The 15560-nt window shown below is 75.6% G+C and carries 13 protein-coding genes; 3 read left to right on the forward strand and 10 right to left on the reverse strand.

The window, feature by feature from the left end; genetic code table 11:
• Positions 1–58: 58 nt before the first annotated feature.
• The 6 genes from trxA to ACI79F_RS09520 form a co-directional block, all read right to left on the reverse strand.
• Positions 59–385: a thioredoxin gene (trxA, locus tag ACI79F_RS09495; RefSeq protein WP_456544322.1), complete on the reverse strand. Its 327-nt coding sequence runs from the start codon at positions 383–385 to the stop codon at positions 59–61.
• A 99-nt stretch (positions 386–484) separates the two neighbouring features.
• On the reverse strand, positions 485–1507 hold the full coding sequence (trxB, locus tag ACI79F_RS09500; RefSeq protein ID WP_456544323.1) for a thioredoxin-disulfide reductase: 1023 nt from the start codon (positions 1505–1507) through the stop codon (positions 485–487).
• Between the two features lie 40 nt (positions 1508–1547).
• The gene (locus ACI79F_RS09505) at positions 1548–3212 is read right to left on the reverse strand and encodes a hypothetical protein (protein ID WP_456544324.1); all 1665 of its coding nucleotides are present in this window, start codon (positions 3210–3212) and stop codon (positions 1548–1550) included.
• Positions 3213–3288: 76 nt separating this feature from the next.
• Positions 3289–5298 (reverse strand): murein biosynthesis integral membrane protein MurJ, encoded by a 2010-nt coding sequence (murJ, locus tag ACI79F_RS09510; RefSeq protein ID WP_456544325.1) that lies wholly within the window; start codon positions 5296–5298, stop codon positions 3289–3291.
• Positions 5295–7637: a DUF6049 family protein gene (locus ACI79F_RS09515; RefSeq protein WP_456544326.1), complete on the reverse strand. Its 2343-nt coding sequence runs from the start codon at positions 7635–7637 to the stop codon at positions 5295–5297. The genes murJ and ACI79F_RS09515 overlap by 4 nt, the downstream gene beginning before the upstream one ends.
• Positions 7634–8110, reverse strand: a complete 477-nt coding sequence (locus tag ACI79F_RS09520; RefSeq protein WP_456544327.1) for an NUDIX hydrolase — start codon at positions 8108–8110, stop codon at positions 7634–7636. Before ACI79F_RS09520 ends, ACI79F_RS09515 begins: the two co-directional genes overlap by 4 nt.
• A 42-nt stretch (positions 8111–8152) precedes the next feature.
• On the opposite strand from ACI79F_RS09520, the gene ACI79F_RS09525 reads away from it, so the two are divergent.
• A complete protein-coding gene (locus ACI79F_RS09525; protein ID WP_456544328.1) occupies positions 8153–9664 on the forward strand; it encodes a CCA tRNA nucleotidyltransferase in 1512 nt (503 codons plus the stop codon).
• 227 nt (positions 9665–9891) lie between these two features.
• On the opposite strand, the gene ACI79F_RS09530 is transcribed toward ACI79F_RS09525, so the two are convergent.
• Positions 9892–11193, reverse strand: coding sequence for an MFS transporter (locus ACI79F_RS09530; protein WP_456544329.1), 1302 nt, complete (start codon positions 11191–11193; stop codon positions 9892–9894).
• A 111-nt stretch (positions 11194–11304) separates the two neighbouring features.
• On the opposite strand from ACI79F_RS09530, the gene ACI79F_RS09535 reads away from it, so the two are divergent.
• Positions 11305–11964, forward strand: a complete 660-nt coding sequence (locus tag ACI79F_RS09535; protein WP_456544330.1) for a YqgE/AlgH family protein — start codon at positions 11305–11307, stop codon at positions 11962–11964.
• 226 nt (positions 11965–12190) lie between these two features.
• Here ACI79F_RS09535 and ACI79F_RS09540 read toward each other — a convergent pair whose 3' ends face one another.
• The 3 genes from ACI79F_RS09540 to ACI79F_RS09550 all read right to left on the reverse strand — a co-directional run bounded on the left by ACI79F_RS09540 (position 12191) and on the right by ACI79F_RS09550 (position 14823).
• The gene (locus ACI79F_RS09540) at positions 12191–12961 is read right to left on the reverse strand and encodes a hypothetical protein (protein ID WP_456544331.1); all 771 of its coding nucleotides are present in this window, start codon (positions 12959–12961) and stop codon (positions 12191–12193) included.
• A gap of 100 nt (positions 12962–13061) precedes the next feature.
• Entirely contained in the window at positions 13062–14141 is a 1080-nt protein-coding gene (locus tag ACI79F_RS09545; protein ID WP_456544332.1) for an inositol-3-phosphate synthase, read from the reverse strand.
• A gap of 70 nt (positions 14142–14211) precedes the next feature.
• A complete protein-coding gene (locus tag ACI79F_RS09550) occupies positions 14212–14823 on the reverse strand; it encodes a PadR family transcriptional regulator (RefSeq protein WP_456544333.1) in 612 nt (203 codons plus the stop codon).
• A gap of 170 nt (positions 14824–14993) precedes the next feature.
• Between ACI79F_RS09550 and ACI79F_RS09555 the strand changes: the two genes are divergently transcribed.
• Positions 14994–15407: a DUF5318 family protein gene (locus ACI79F_RS09555; RefSeq protein WP_456544334.1), complete on the forward strand. Its 414-nt coding sequence runs from the start codon at positions 14994–14996 to the stop codon at positions 15405–15407.
• Positions 15408–15560 lie beyond the last annotated feature (153 nt).

Here is a 15560-nt window from a genome sequence, read left to right on the forward strand (position 1 = left end):
TGGCCGGGTGGGCCCTGGGGTCACGCTGAGCAGCGGGCCGGCTGGGATGCCGGTCGGCTCAGATGTAGTCGGCGAGGTCCGAGAGGATCGCGCCCTTCGGCTTGGCGCCGATGATGCTCTTCACCGGCTTGCCGCCCTGGAACACCGTCATGGTCGGGATCGACATGACCTGGTAGTCCCGGGCGATCTGCGGGTTCTCGTCGATGTTGAGCTTGGCGATGGTGAGCTTGTCGCCGTGCTCGGAGGCGATCTCCTCGAGCACCGGGGCGACCATCTTGCACGGCCCGCACCACTCCGCCCAGAAGTCGACGAGGACGGGCTTGTCGCTGCCCAGGACCTCGTCGGCGAAGCTCGCGTCGGTCACCGTCACGGTGTTGCCTGCCATGGTCGTTCTCCCTGTTGGTTGCGCGGGTCGCTGGTGGGTGAACCAGCGTGGTGGTCGGTCTATGCCCGGTCCCCTGGCGGGGACCCGCGGTGGCGGGGCCTACCGCTCGTCGAAGGTCTCGGCCAGCCAGCGCTCGGCGTCGATGGCGGCCGCGGCGCCCGTGCCGGCCGAGGTGATGGCCTGCCGGTAGATGTGGTCGACGACGTCGCCGCAGGCGAACACCCCGTCGATGTTGGTGCGGGTGGTGGGGTGCTCGACCTGCACGTAGCCCTCGTCGTCCAGCTTCAGCTGGCCGGCGAACAGCTCGCTGCGCGGGTCGTGGCCGATGGCGACGAACATGCCGGCGACGGGCAGCTCCTCGGTGGAGCCGCTGTCGACGTCGACCAACCGGACGCCGGAGACCGTGTCCTCGCCGAGGACGTCGGCCACCTGCTTGCCCAGCGCCCAGCGGATCTTCTGGTTGTCCTGCGCCCGCTTCTGCATGATCTTCGAGGCGCGCAGCTCCTGCCGCCGGTGCACCACGGTGACCGACTTGGCGAAGCGGGTGAGGAAGGTGGCCTCCTCCATCGCCGAGTCGCCGCCGCCGACCACGACGATGTCCTGGTCGCGGAAGAAGAACCCGTCACAGGTGGCACAGGCGGACACGCCGCGGCCGAGCAGCCGGGCCTCGTTGTCCAGGCCCAGGTACCGGTACTTGGAGCCGGTGGCGACGATGACCGCGTGCGCGCGGTGCACCTCGTCGCCGACCTTCACGATCTTCGGGTTGACGGTCAGGTCGACCTCGCTGACGTCGCGGGCGACGAGCTCGGCGCCGAACCGCTCGGCCTGGGTGCGCATGTCGTCCATCAGCTGCGGACCCTGGACGCCCTCGGCGAAGCCGGGGAAGTTCTCCACCTCGGTGGTCGTCATGAGGGCGCCGCCGAACTGCGAGCCCTCGAAGACCAGCGGGTGCAGGTTGGCCCGCGCGGCGTAGATCGCCGCGGTGTACCCGGCCGGCCCGGACCCGATGATGATCAGGTCGCGGACGCCGTCGTGCTCCGCCGGCGGGATGACCGGGTCGCTGATCTCGGTCGTCACGGCGGGGCCGGGGGTGGGCTGGTGGTCGTTCGTCACGGGCGGCACAACCCGGATCGTAGGGGCCGCATTCCCGCGCGGGGCCCCGCTACTCCCCGGCGGGGCGCAGCGTGACCTCGGCGATGGCGGCGGAGAAGCCGTCGTCGCCCTCGGTCAGCGAGGTGACCCAGACGAGCAGGTAGCGGGTGGTCACCGGCTCGTCGAAGGCCAGCTCGGTGGTGCCGTCGATGGTGCCGGCGGCGGCCACGCTCCACTCGGCGACGTCGGCCTCGGGGGCGCCGCCGACCCGGACCTCCATCGTCGCGCCCGGGGTGGTGGTGGTGATCGTCACCGCCGCGAGCGCCTGGTCGCTGCCGAGGTCGTAGACGATGCCCATGCCGTCCTTGAGCCCGCCGAACGCTGCGGAGCCGCGGTAGTTCACGGTCGACCAGGCGGTGCCGGGGTCGCCGTCGAAGGACAGCGGCACGGCGCCGGGGTTCTCCGGCTCCCCGTCGCCCTGCGGGTCGTACAGCGTGCCCGAGGTGATGGTGGCGGCCGGCACGTCGGCGGGGGGCGGGGCGGCCTCCTCGCCGGCCGTCTCCTGCGGCACCGACGACGAGGGCGGGGTCGACCCGCCGGCGCCGTCGTCGTCGGGACCGGCGACCGACAGCACCTTGGTGCCGAACCACCACGCCAGCAGGACGACGACGGCCAGCGCGAGCAGCGGCAGGACCACCACGAGCAGCCGGCGGCGGCCGGGCCGCTCGTCGTCCGCGTCGTCCCCGTGCTCGTCGGCGTAGCCCCCGGCGTACCCGCCGCCCGCCGCGTCGTCGGGGTCGTGCAGGTCGTCGTCGTGCGCGTCGTCGTCGTCGAACGCGTCGAACGGCAGGCGGTCGTCGCGGTGGGCCGGCGCCGGCGGCAGCCCGTTGACGCCGAGCCGGCGCGGGGCGGGGCCCTCGTCGGCCGCCTCCTCCTCGTCGCGCCGCTCCCGCAGCCGGCGCAGCCAGCCGCTGTCGCTCTCGTCGGGGTCGCGCACCAGGTGCGCGGTCTGGCTCGGCCGGGGCGGCTGGGCCAGCAGCGCGGCCATCGCCGCGGCGCTGGACAGCCCGGCACCGGGCTCGCTGGAGCGGGCGCGGCGGACGAGGGCCGCGAGGTCGGGCTGCGGGATGACCGGTGGCGGCTCGGGGCGGCCGTCCGGCCCGGGCACGCCGGCCTGCCGGCCGGTGAGGCAGAACTCGAGCAGGGCGCCGAGGGCGGCGATGTCGCCCTGCGTGGTGCCGGTGGCGGCGGGGACGGCGCGCAGGCCGACGAGCCCGTTCGGGCGGAGCACGACGGTCTCCGGGCCGATCCCGCCGACCGCCAGGCCGACGCGGTGCGCCTCGGCGATGCCCTCGGCCAGCCGGCGCAGCACGGTGCGCGCCTCCCGCTCGGGCATCGGGCCCTCGGTCAGCCGCTCGGCGAGCGTGCGGCCCTCGATCCACTCGTTGACGACGTAGGCGGCGCTGCCGGGCGCCGCGGCCGCGCCGCTGCCCTCGGCGGCGTCGTAGACCATGGCCAGCGCCGGGGTGGCCAGCCCGCCGGCGGTCAGCGCGCGGCCGATCCAGGCCCGCGCCGCGGGGCCGCCCGGGGTGTGCACCCGGATGGCGACGTCGCGGTTGAGCACCCGGTCCTTGGCCCGCCAGCAGCGGATCACGCCGGTCGCGGTGGGCTCCACGGGACCGATCTCGTCCAGCGGGCGGTACCGGTCGGGGAGACCGGTGACGGTGGACGTCATCGCCGCAGCCCCCTCGTCCGCTCGTCGCCTGCGGCGCACGCGCCCCGCTTCGGGCGTCGCGGCGCCCGGCCACCGGTCACCCGCGCCGCCGGCGCGCCAGGACCGCGGCGAGCGGTCCGGTCACCTCGGGGACCCGGGCGAGCAGCATGCCTCCGACGGCTGCGACTCCGATGACCACGGTACCGATGAGCAGGGTGCCGAGCGAACCCGCCACCGAGGTGCCGAGCACACTCCGAGACGCGATCGTGACCCCCCAGCCGACCAGCGCTGCCCCCAGCGACGCCGCGGTCACCCGCAGTACCGGGACGAGCGTGGACCGGGTGTCCAGGCCCCCCAGCCGGCGGGTGAGCGCGACGTGCCCGAACACCCAGCCGGCCACGTAGGTCACGCTGGTCACGAGCATGAGGCCGGCCACGACGTGGTCGGCGTCGACGACCGCCGGGACGGCGAGCAGCAGGGGGACGCGGACGGCGACCATGCCGACCTGGATGAGCGTCGGCGTCCGGGCGTCCTTCATCGCGTAGAAGACCCGCAGCTGTAGCAGGGTCACCGCCATGGGCAGCAGGCCGAACGCGCCGAGCGCCAGGGCGACGCCGATCGCCTGCGCCTCCTCGACGCTGGTGTTGCCCCGGGCGAAGACGACCGTGGCCAGGGAGGGGCCGAGCACCGTCAGCGCTGCGGTGACCGGCAGCAGGCCCAGCGCCGACAGGCGCGTGCCCAGCGAGAGGTCGGAGACGACGCCGGCCACGTCCGAGCGCGCCGCGGCGCGGCTCATCCGCGGCACCAGGGCGGTCAGCAGGGCGACGCCGATGATCCCGTAGGGCATCTGGAACAGCAGGCTGGAGATCGCGAAGGCGCTGGACCCCAGCCCGCCCTCGCGGCCGGCCTCGTTGGCGATCCGGGTGGCGACGGCGACGCCGACCGCGCTGACCGCGGAGTAGGCGATCACCCACAGCCCCAGCGAGCCGGCCTCGCGCAGCCCGGTCTCCCGCAGGTTCCAGCGCGGCCGCAGCGGCACCCCGGCCCGGGGCAGCAGCGGCAGCAGCACCAGGGCCTGGACGGCGATGCCCAGGGTGGTGCCCACGCCGAGCAGCCACACCAGGCCGGGGCTGATCGTGCCGGGCTCGAGCTCGCCGTCGGAGGCGGCCATGAAGACCACACCGGTGACGATGACGACGACGTTGTTGAGCACCGGCGCCCACGCCGGCGGGCCGAAGACGCCGCGGGAGTTCAGGACCGCCTGGGCGAGCGCGCCGATGCCGTAGAAGACGATCTCCAGCAGCAGGATGCGGGCCAGCCAGTTGGCCAGCTCGACCTGCTCCGGGTCGCCCGAGATGCCGTACAGCCGCGTGAGCAGCGGCGCGATCGCCACCGCGAGGGCGGTGACCAGGGTCAGCCCGGCGATCGCGATGGTCGACAGGCGCTGCACGTAGGCGACGCCGCCGTCGCGGTCGCGCTCCTGGGCGTGCACGAACAGCGGCACGATGACCGAGGTGAGCACGCCGCCCAGGAGCAGCTCGTAGACGATGTTGGGCAGCGTGTTGGCGGTGTTGTAGGCGTCGTTGACCAGCCCGACGCCGAGGGCCGCGGCCAGCACCATCGTGCGCAGCAGGCCGGTGACCCGGGAGACCAGCGTGGCCACGGCCATGGTGCCGGCGGCCCGCAGGATGCCGCGGCTGGCGCCGGGCGCACCCTCGCGGGCCGAGGCCTCCTCGTCGGTCTCGTCGACCCGGTGCGGCACCGCCGGCAGGACCGGGATGATCTGGGTGTCGTCGGGGCCCGGGACGAAGCGGGGCCGCGGCGGGGGCACCGGCGGCAGCGGCCGGTCGATGCGCGCGGGACGGTCGCGGCGGACCGCCGAGGGGGGCACGGGCCGCAGCGGCGCCGGGCGCGGGACCGCCACCGGCGGCCGGACGCCGGTGCCGTCGGCCGGGTCGGCCACCACCGGGTACGGCGGCGGCGGGAGCGGGGCCGCCGGGCGGGACCGCGGCCGGTCCCCGTCGCCGGCCGGCCGCCGGGGCGTCGCCGGGGGGACGGGGGGCAGCGGCAGCCGGTCCTGCTCCTCGACCGGCCCGTCGCCGCTCACACCGGGCTCCGGGTGGGCGGCAGCGGCACCGCCGCGCCCTCCGGCGCGGGCAGCTGCAGCTCGTCGTCCTCGGCCCCGGCGCCGGCGCGGCGGCGGAGCAGGAACAGGACCCCGCGGCGCAGGAAGAGCAGGCCGAGCAGGGCGGCGGCGCCGATGGTGATCGCCAGGGAGATGACGCCGTAGGCGGTGCTGGTCACCTGCAGGTCGACCGGGCTGCCGAGCGCGCCGCCGTCCGGGGTGGTGAGGCTCGCGGTCACCGCGAAGCGGCCGGACTGGCGCACCTCGGTCGGCACCTGCAGGGTCGTGCGCTCCCCCGGCTCGAGCTGCTGGACGCCGATGTCCTCCACCGACAGCCCGACCCCGCTGCGGGTGCGCACCTGCAGCAGTACCGAGACGGCGAACGGCAGCTCGTTCTGGACGGTGAGCACCAGCGGGGCGTCGCTGGAGGCGAGGCTGTAGGTGCCGTCCGCCGGGGAGAGCAGGGTCACCCGGTCGAGCAGCCCGTCCATCGTCCGGTGCAGGTCGGCGGCCGCCTCCCGCGCGCGCTCGGGGTCGTCGCGCAGCGCCACGGAGGTGGCCCGGGCGGCGGCGGCGTCGTAGGGCGCCAGCGCGGCCGCGGGGTCGCCGACCACGGCGCCGGCCAGGTCGTCCCGGACGCCGACGGCCGCCTGGACGTCGGCGAGGACGGCCGGGTCCAGGCCCGCCGGGTCCGCGGGCGGGGTGAGCCCGCCGGTCTGCGCGGTGGGCCCGGTGAGCAGCTCGTCGACGACGACCGACCGCACCCCCGGCACCTGGGAGGTCGAGGCGATCATCGCGGCCAGGCCGTCGGGGTCGGCGTCCAGTTCCCGCGGCGGGGCGACCAGGACGGTGCGCGGCGCGACCGGGTCCCCGCCGGCCTGGCGGGCGAGCAGCGCCAGCTCGGCGACGTACCGCTGGCCGGCCAGGCGGACGCCCCCGGCGGCGGCGTCGGCGTCCCCCACCAGGGCGCCCAGCTCGGCGTCGGCCACCAGACCCTCGCTGCCCTCGGCCAGCGTCGTGCGGGCCGCGGCGCCGCCGGAGCCCAGCCCCACGGCCTCCCCGCCGTCGGCCAGCCCGGCCGAGCTCACGACGACGGAGGAGATCTCCCCGTCGCGGAGCAGGCCGAGGGTCTGGCCGTGCACGGTGCCACCGGCCGCCCACACGAGGTCCGTGCGCGACTCCACCCCGAGCACGTCGCGCACGATGCGGGCGCCCGCCCCGGCCTGGTCGACCGGCGGGCCGCCCTCCTCGGGCGCGGCGGGGACGGCGGCGGCGGTCCCGGTGCCCGGCAGGGTGCGCGCGGCGACCGCGGGCAGGCCGGCGGTGGTGAGCGCGTCGACGTCGGCGTCCCCGTAGGGCAGCGCCACGACGGGGTGGACGCGGGCGAGGGTGCGCAGCCGCTCGAGGAAGGCCGCGGCCGCCTCCGTGCCCTGCCCGGCGTCCTCCTCGCCCGCGACGTCGTAGGGGCCCTCGGCCATCTCGGCCAGCGCCTCCAGCAGCGCCGGGTCGACGGCGAGGGTCACCCTGGCCACCGGCTGCGGCTGGCCGCCGGTCGGCGCGGCCTCGGGGAGCCGCTCGAGGGTGGTCAGCATCCGGTCCAGCCGGCCGTCGGAGGCGACGGCGTCGGCGAGGTCGTCGTCGGCGAACCGGCCGGCGGCGTCGCGGTGGGTCGGCTCGGTCAGCGGCCACAGCCACGCGACCCCGGTGCTGCCCACCGGCGGGGCGGCCAGCTGGACGACGTAGGTGTCGACCTCCCCCACCCGGCTCTCCTCGCCGTCGGAGGTGACGCCGTTGAGGTTGAGCAGGACGGGGTAGACGCCGTCCTCGGTGAGCTGCAGGTCGGCCGTGGTGGTCGTGTAGGAGAACGGCAGCGACTCGCCGGCGGCCAGCGTGCCGGCGATGGGCAGGAACGCCGCCGCGACCGGGGTCGCCCCGGGGTCGGTGTCGGCGGCCAGCAGGTCGCCGCGGGTGCGCAGCGGCTCGCCGCGCTGGAGCCGCACGGTCAGCCCGGTGAGGTCGTCCTCGCCGGTGTTGGTCAGCGTGCCGCTGAGCGTGATCGCCCCGCCGGGCGCGACCGTGGCCGGGTCCATCCGGGTGACCTCGATGCGCACCGGGCGCTCCGGGTCCCCCGTCGGGTCGTCCTCGGGGGCCTCGTCCCCCGGCGCGGCGGCGGCCGGGGACGACGGGACCAGCGCGACGCCGGCGAGCAGCGGCAGCGCCAGCAGGACCGCGAGCAGCAGCCGCAGCAGCGCCGAACGGCCGGGACGACCGCCCCGGCGTCCGGTGCCGTGCCCGTGCGGAGAGTCGGGGCCGCGGCTCACGCGCTGTCGGCGAGCAGCGCCGGCGCGCGCTCGACCAGGGCCCGCTCGTCGGCGTAGGCCAGCCGTTCGCTCAGCTCCTCGAGTGGGACCCACGCCACCTCGGTCACCTCGACGTCGGCGTCGGACAGCGCGCCGCCGATGGCGCGGAGCAGGAAGTGGTGGACCGTCTTGTGCACCCGTCGTCCGTCCGCCACGAACCAGAAGTCGATGATCCCGAGCGGGGCGAGCACCTCGCCGATGATCCCGGTCTCCTCGGCGACCTCGCGGACGGCGGTGTCCTCGGGGGTCTCGCCCTCCTCGATGTGCCCCTTGGGCAGCGACCAGAGCAGGCGGCCGCGCCGGTCGGTGCGGCCGATCAGGGCAGCACGGGGCCCGGTCACCCCGTCATCGGCCACCACCAGGCCCCCGGCGGAGGTCTCGTCGACCCGGCGCAACCGGCGGCCGGGGCGTCCGCGCGCGCCCGTCCCAGCCATGCCAGGAGGGTAGCGCGACCGGCGGCACTACCCTGGCTCGTCGTGTCCGCCCCGCCCCCGCGTCGCCCGCCCGCCGAGGCCGTGCCGCCCGCTGTCCAGCAGACGGTGCGGGAGCTCGTCGACGTCTCGCCGGTGCTGGCGGAGCTGGGCGAGCGCTTCGCCGCGGCCGGGTTCCAGGCCCACCTCGTGGGTGGCTCGGTGCGGGACGCGCTGCTGGCCGCGGGCTCGGGCGCGGGTGGGCCGGCGACCGGCACCGTCCCGGGGGACCTCGACGTCACCACCGACGCCCGGCCGGAGCAGACGCTGGAGCTGCTCCGCGGGTGGGCGGGTTCCACGTGGAACCAGGGCATCGCGTTCGGGACGGTCGGCGCGGAGGTCCGCGGCGTCCGCCTGGAGATCACCACCTTCCGCGCGGACCGGTACGACCGCGAGTCCCGCAACCCGGAGGTCGCCTGGGGGACGTCGCTCGCCGACGACCTGGCCCGCCGGGACTTCACGGTCAACGCCATGGCGGTCTCGCTGGGCCCCGACCGCACGGTGACCGACCCCTTCGGCGGGCTGGGCGACCTGCTGGCCCGGCGGCTGCGGACCCCCGGGGCCGCCGGCGACTCCTTCGCCGACGACCCGCTGCGGATGCTGCGGGCGGTGCGCTTCGTCGCGCAGCTGGGCCTCGCGCCCGACGACGAGGTCGTGACGGCGATGACCGGGATGGCCGGCGAGCTGGGCCGGATCACCGCCGAGCGGGTGCAGGCCGAGCTGTCGAAGACCCTGTTGCAGGACGCGCCGCGGGCGGCGCTGGAGCTGTTCGTGGACACGGGGCTGGCGGCCGTCGTCCTGCCCGAGCTCGCCGCGCTGCGGATGGAGATCGACGAGCACCACCAGCACAAGGACGTCTACGCCCACTCGCTGACGGTGCTCGACCAGGCGATCGCGCGGGAGAAGGAGCTGGCGGCGGCCGGTGCCGACGTGGAGAGCCCGGACCTCGTACTCCGCCTCGCCGCGCTGCTGCACGACATCGGCAAGCCGGCCACCCGCCGGCACGAGGCGCGCGGGCGGGTCTCCTTCCACCACCACGAGGTGGTCGGCGCCAAGCTGGTGCGCAAGCGGCTGACGGCGCTGCGCTACCCCAAGGACGTGATCGAGGCCGTCTCCCGGCTGACCTTCCTGCACCTGCGCTTCCACGGCTACGGCCGCGGCGAGTGGACCGACTCCGCGGTGCGCCGCTACGTCACCGACGCCGGCGACCTGCTCCCCCGCCTGCACACGCTGGTGCGCTCGGACTGCACGACGCGGAACCGGCGGCGGGCGGCGGCCCTGGCGGCGACCTACGACTCGCTGGAGCAGCGGATCGCGGAGCTGTCGGCCGCGGAGGACCTCGCGCGGGTGCGCCCGGACCTCGACGGCAACGCGATCATGGAGATCCTCGGGCTGCCGCCGGGCCGGGAGGTCGGCGAGGCGTGGCGCCACCTCAAGGACCTGCGGCTCGAGCGCGGCCCGCTGGACCGCGACGAGGCCGAGGCCGAGCTCCGCCGCTGGTGGGCCGCCCGCGCCTGAGTGGAGTGTCAGAGCGCAGGAGACCTCGCCCCTGTCGCGCTCTGGCGGGCGCACGGCGTCGCCGTCGAGGCGGACGTCCCGGCGTCCCACCTCTCCGCCGAGGACTGGACGAGCGACCTCGTCCTTGCAGAACGCCCTCCAGCCAGCCGGGCTGCTGCTCCTGCGGTGCCCGGCGCGCCGGCTCCGCAGCGAGCCGGTGGAGTGCGGCCGCGAGATCGCAGCCGTGCTCAGCTGACCGGAGTGTGAGAGCGCAGGAGACCTCGCCGGGCGCACTCCGCATGGGCCGCGGCGGCCAGGAGGTAGCCGGCGCCGACGGCGAGGACGACGCCCGAGGACACCCCGGACGGCGGCAGCAGGAAGGCCGCCGCCGCGACCGCCGCCACGAACGTGATGTTGAACAGCGTGTCGTAGACGGAGAAGACGCGGCCGCGGTGGTCGTCGTCCACGGTCTCCTGCAGCGTCGTGTCCACGCAGATCTTCACGCCCTGCCCGACGAAGCCGAGCACGAAGCCCCCGGCGACGGCGGCGGGCGGCACGAACGGCAGGCCCAGCGCCACCTGGCCGATCCCGCCGACGACGAGCAGCACGACGATCCACCACGGCTTGCCGATCCGGCGGACCACCCGCGGGGTCACCGCGGCGGCCAGCAGCGCCCCGGCCGCGCCGAACGTCAGCACCTGCCCGGCGCCGGCCAGCCCGGTGGGCAGCAGCGGCCCCCACGCCTCGAACGTGTTCCGGTACAGCAGGAGCGTCATCAGCGTCACGAAGCCGAACCCGACCCGGTGGACGGCCATCGCGGCCAGCGCGGCCGCCGCCGGCGGGATGGCCAGGACGTGCCGGGCGCCGTCCACCATGCCGCGCAGCACGTCGCCCGCGGCCAGCCGCGCGGCGCCCAGGGCGTGGTCGGGGCCGAGGTGGGCACGGGCGAACCCCCCGGCCACCAGCGCCGCCGCCACGTACGGCAGCGCGGCCGCCGCGGCCACGGCGGCGTAGGCCGCGTCGCCGGAGCCCGCGACCGCGGCGATCCCGACGGCGGCCCCGCCGCCCACGACCGACGCCGCCGTGCCGGCCGTCGTGGACAGGGCGTTGGCCGACACCAGCCAGCGCTCCTCGATCGTGTGCGGCAGTCCGGCCGACAGTGCCGCGAGGAGGAAGCGGTTGACACCGAACACCAGCAGGCCGGTGACGTAGAACGGCAGCCCGGCCACGCCACCCGCGATCAGCCCCGCCGTGACCAGCACGATCACCGCGCGCACCAGGTTGGCCAGCAGCAGCACCTGGCGGCGGCTCCACCGGTCAAGCCACACCCCGGCGAACGGCCCCACCAGCGAGTACGGCAGCAGCAGGACGGCGAACGAGGCGGCGACGTCGGCCGGGTCGGCGGCCCGCTGCGGGTTGAACAGCACCGTGCCGGCCAGCGCGGCCTGGAAGACGCCGTCCCCGAACTGGGACAGCAGCCGGGTGCCGAGCAGGCGGCGGAAGTCCGGGCGGCCGACCAGCTGCCGGACCCGGCTCGGCGCCTGCTGCACGCGGTCACCCTAGGTCGGCGCCGGTGTCGCGCAGTCACCCACGCGCCGCCGTCCCGCCACCGCGCGCCTCGATCAGTCACGCCGCTCCCCGGTGGGGCACACTGAGACCCGATGACCTCCTCGCCCGACCCCGACTTCGGACCGCCCGCGCGGCCCGCCACCGGTCGGCGCCGCCCCGATGCGGTGCCCCCGCTGTCGACCGGCTCGGTCGAGGACGTGCGCCCCGGCTCGCTGCTGGTCGCGATGCCGTCGCTGACGGACCCCACCTTCGCCGGCACCGTGGTCTACGTGCTCGACCACAACGCGACGGGCACGCTCGGCGTCGTCCTCGGCCGGCCCAGCCAGGTCGAGATCCGCGACGTGCTGCCCGGCTGGTGCGACCTCGCCGTCGACCCCGGCGTGTTCCACGTGGGCGGCCCCTGCGAGACCGACACCGCGCTGTGCCTGGCGACCAGCCCGCCCGGGCCGCTGGACGAGGAGTGCGGCCTGCGCCGGGTGGCCGGCGAGGTGTGCCTGGTCGACCTCGACGCCGACCCGGTCGAGGTCGAGGGCCTGGTGACCGGGCTGCGGGTGTTCGCCGGGTACGCCGGCTGGTCTCCCGGTCAGCTCGCCGGCGAGGTCGCCGAGGGCGCCTGGGCCTGCGTGCAGGGCTCCGGGGACGACGTGCTGAGCGGGTTCGCGGGGCCGGAGCTGTGGCGCCGCGTCATGGGCCGGCAGAGCGGCCGGCTGGCCGTGCTCTCCACCGCGCCGGCCGACCCCTCCGCCAACTGACTCCCCCGACCGACTTCCGCCGGGGACGAGCGCGCGCGGCCGTCATCTGGTAGGAAGGACGTCGGGAAGGGGCGGTCTGGGGAAGAGGCCGCCCCTTCCCGCACGTCCGGGCCCGGAACGGGCCCCCGGACTATGGGTGCAGCCGGGCCCGGAACAGGCCCCCGGACCATGGGTGCAGCCGGGCCCGGAACGGGCCCCCGGACCATCGCGCGGAGCGGGCGCGGTCCTACAGCCCGACGGCGGACAGCAGCTCCGGGTGCGCCGCGCCGTCCACCGTCTCCTCGGCCGCGGGCGGGGCGATGTCGCGCGGCCCGTGGTCGGCCAGCGAGACCGTCACCGCCGAGGCCTGGCCCGGCAGCTCCGTCGCGTACTGCACCAGCAGGTCGTCCGCGCTGTCCACGGCCACCGTCCAGCCGGCCGGCGAGCCGAAGACCGTGCTCAGCCTGCCGTCGATGGAGCGCTGGCCCTCCCACGTGTACTCGCCGCCGCGGAAGGCCGCCGGGTCGTCGTCCTCGGCGGCCGCGAGGTTGAGCACCAGCCGCACCAGGACGTCGGCCAGCGGCGCGCTGCCCTCGTCGTCCCCCTCGGCGGCCGCGGGCCGGCGCAGGTAGCCCGCCGGGGGCAGCCCCGCGGCGGTCAGCGCCTCGGCCAGGCCGGGCACGTCGCCGAACCAGAGCGCGTCGGCGGTGAAGAACACGGTCCGGACCTCGTCGTCCGCGTCGCCGGAGCTGGTGACCGCCTGCGCGCGCCCGACCGCGTCGGCGTAGTCGACCTCGCCGGTCAGCGTCAGCAGGCCGTCCTCGCCGAACGGCGCCGTCACGACGAAGTCCGCGCCGCCCTCCTCGGCGTTGCGGGCCAGCAGCCCGGCCAGGAGGTCGGCCTCGGCCTCGGTGACCGGGTCCCCGGGCTGCCGCTCGTCCCCGCCACCGGAGCAGCCGGCCAGCAGCGCCGCCACCAGCCCCGCGGCCAGCAGCAGGGGACGGCGGCGCGGCGGCATGCGGCCAGCGTAGGCAGCACACGGGCCCGACCAGCGCCGCACACGCGACAGGGCCCGCCCCCCGGTGAGGGGGACGGGCCCTGCCGTCGGTCGGTGGCGCCTAGCGCTCGACCTCACCGCGGATGAACGCCTCGACGGCGTCACGCGCCTCGCTGTCGCTGTACTGCACCGGCGGCGACTTCATGAAGTACGACGACGCCGACAGGATCGGGCCGCCGATGCCGCGGTCCTTGGCGATCTTCGCCGCGCGGACCGCGTCGATGATGATGCCGGCCGAGTTCGGGGAGTCCCAGACCTCGAGCTTGTACTCCAGGTTCAGCGGGACGTCGCCGAACGCGCGGCCCTCGAGCCGGACGTAGGCCCACTTGCGGTCGGTCAGCCACGGCACGTGGTCCGACGGGCCGATGTGCACGTTGTCCTTGCCCATGTCCCGGTCGACCTGGCTGGTGACGGCCTGGGTCTTGGAGATCTTCTTGGACTCCAGGCGCTCGCGCTCGAGCATGTTCTTGAAGTCCATGTTGCCGCCGACGTTGAGCTGCATCGTCCGGTCGAGCTGGACGCCGCGGTCCTCGAACAGCTTGGCCAGCACCCGGTGGGTGATGGTCGCGCCGACCTGGCTCTTGATGTCGTCGCCGACGATCGGCACCCCGGCGGCGGTGAACTTGTCCGCCCACTCCTTGGTGCCGGCGATGAACACCGGGAGCGCGTTGACGAACGCCACGCCGGCGTCCAGGGCGGCCTGCGCGTAGAACTCGGCGGCCTGCTGCGAGCCGACGGGCAGGTAGCAGACGAGCACGTCGGCGCCGGACTCGCGCAGGGCGGCGACGACGTCGACCGGCTGCTCGTCGGACTCCTCGATGGTCTCCCGGTAGTACCGGCCCAGACCGTCGAGGGTGGTGCCGCGCTGCACGGGGACGCCGAGCGGCGGCACGTCGCAGATCTTGATGGTGTTGTTCTCGCTGGCGACGATGGCCTCGGAGAGGTCGCGACCGACCTTCTTCGCGTCCACGTCGAACGCGGCGACGAACTGCACGTCGGAGACGTGGTACTCACCGAAGCGGACGTGCATCAGACCGGGGACCGAGCCGTTCGCGTCGGCGTCCCGGTAGTAGTGCACGCCCTGCACCAGCGACGCGGCGCAGTTGCCGACGCCGACGATGGCGACCTTGACGGCTCCCATGGGCTTCCTTCCTCCGTCGGACCCGCAGGTCCCTCGTTGTGCGGGGCGGGAACCCGCCCCGAGCACCGGGTCAGTGCGCGCGACCGTCCTCGCCGGTCGCGGTGTCCCGCTGCTCCCTGTCTGTCAGCTCGCTGTCGGTGCGCTCCCGGTCGATGAGCTCGGACAGCCAGCGGACCTCCCGGTCCACCGACTCGAGCCCGTGCCGCTGCAGCTCCAGCGTGTAGCGGTCGAAGCGCTCGCGGGTCCGGGCCAGGGAGGACCGGAGCCCCTCGCGCTGCCGCTCGACCGTCCGCCTGCGGCCCTCGAGGATCCGCAGCCGCACGTCCGCGGCGGTGTGCCGGAAGAAGGCGAGGTGGACGCCGAAGTGCCCCCCGTCGTCGTACGCCTCCGGGCCGGCCTGGCTGACCAGCTCCTGGAAGCGTTCCTTGCCTTCCGCGGTGATCGTGTAGACCACCTTCCCGCGACGCCCGGTGAGCGCCGGTGCATCGGCCGGGAGCAGCTCGCGCGGACCGGGCTCGGCAGTGGTGACGAACCCGGCGGCGTGGAGCCGCTTCAGCGCGGGGTACAGCGAGCCGTAGGAGATGCTGCGCAGGCCGCCGAGCACCTGGTTGAGCTGCTTGCGCAGCTCGTACCCGTGCATCGGCGACTGTTGCAGCAGGCCGAGGATGGCGAACTCGAGCACTCCGCCTCCCCAGCCCTCTGCCGGTCGATGTATCGAGACGATACATCGGCAGGTGAACCCAAGGGCAACAGGTCGTCACCCGGGAGTGGCGCGCCGTGCCACCCGCGGGCGCGTGGGGCGGCGGTTCGCACGACCGCCCCCCGGCAGCGCCGGGTGCGTACCCTGGCCCGGTGCCCGGACGACGTTCCGTCGTGGACTACTCGCTGCAGCGGCGAGCCGTCCTGGCCGCCGTGCACGCGGGCCGCACCAGCCTGTACGAGGTCTGTGACGCCAGCCCGTACCTGACCCGCGCGGCCCGGTACCACGGCGACCCGACCGAGCAGCCGTGCCCGGTCTGCCGGGGGCAGCGGCTGACGACGGTGAGCTACGTCTACGGGGACGCGCTCGGCCACGTGTCGGGGCAGGCCAAGACGCACGCGGAACTGGTGCGGATGGACGCCATGCAGGAGGAGTTCTCCGTCTACGAGGTCGAGGTGTGCCGCGCGTGCGGGTGGAACCACCTGGACTGCTCCTACGTGCTGGGCGCCGAACCGGAGCCCGGCCGCCAGCCGCGCCGCAGCCGCCGGCGGGCGGCCACGGAGTAGTACCGCTCACGTCGGGGAACACCCTGCGGTCGCGTGCGTCGTTGTACAGGGACGGCGCGTGACACGCGTCGCGATGAGGCGGGTCCTCCCCCGCTCGCACAGCTGAACACGCCACTCTGGGTAGCGGGACGAACTCGTCCCGTCCCACTCGAC

The sequence above is a fragment of the Blastococcus sp. SYSU D00868 genome (assembly GCF_054050575.1).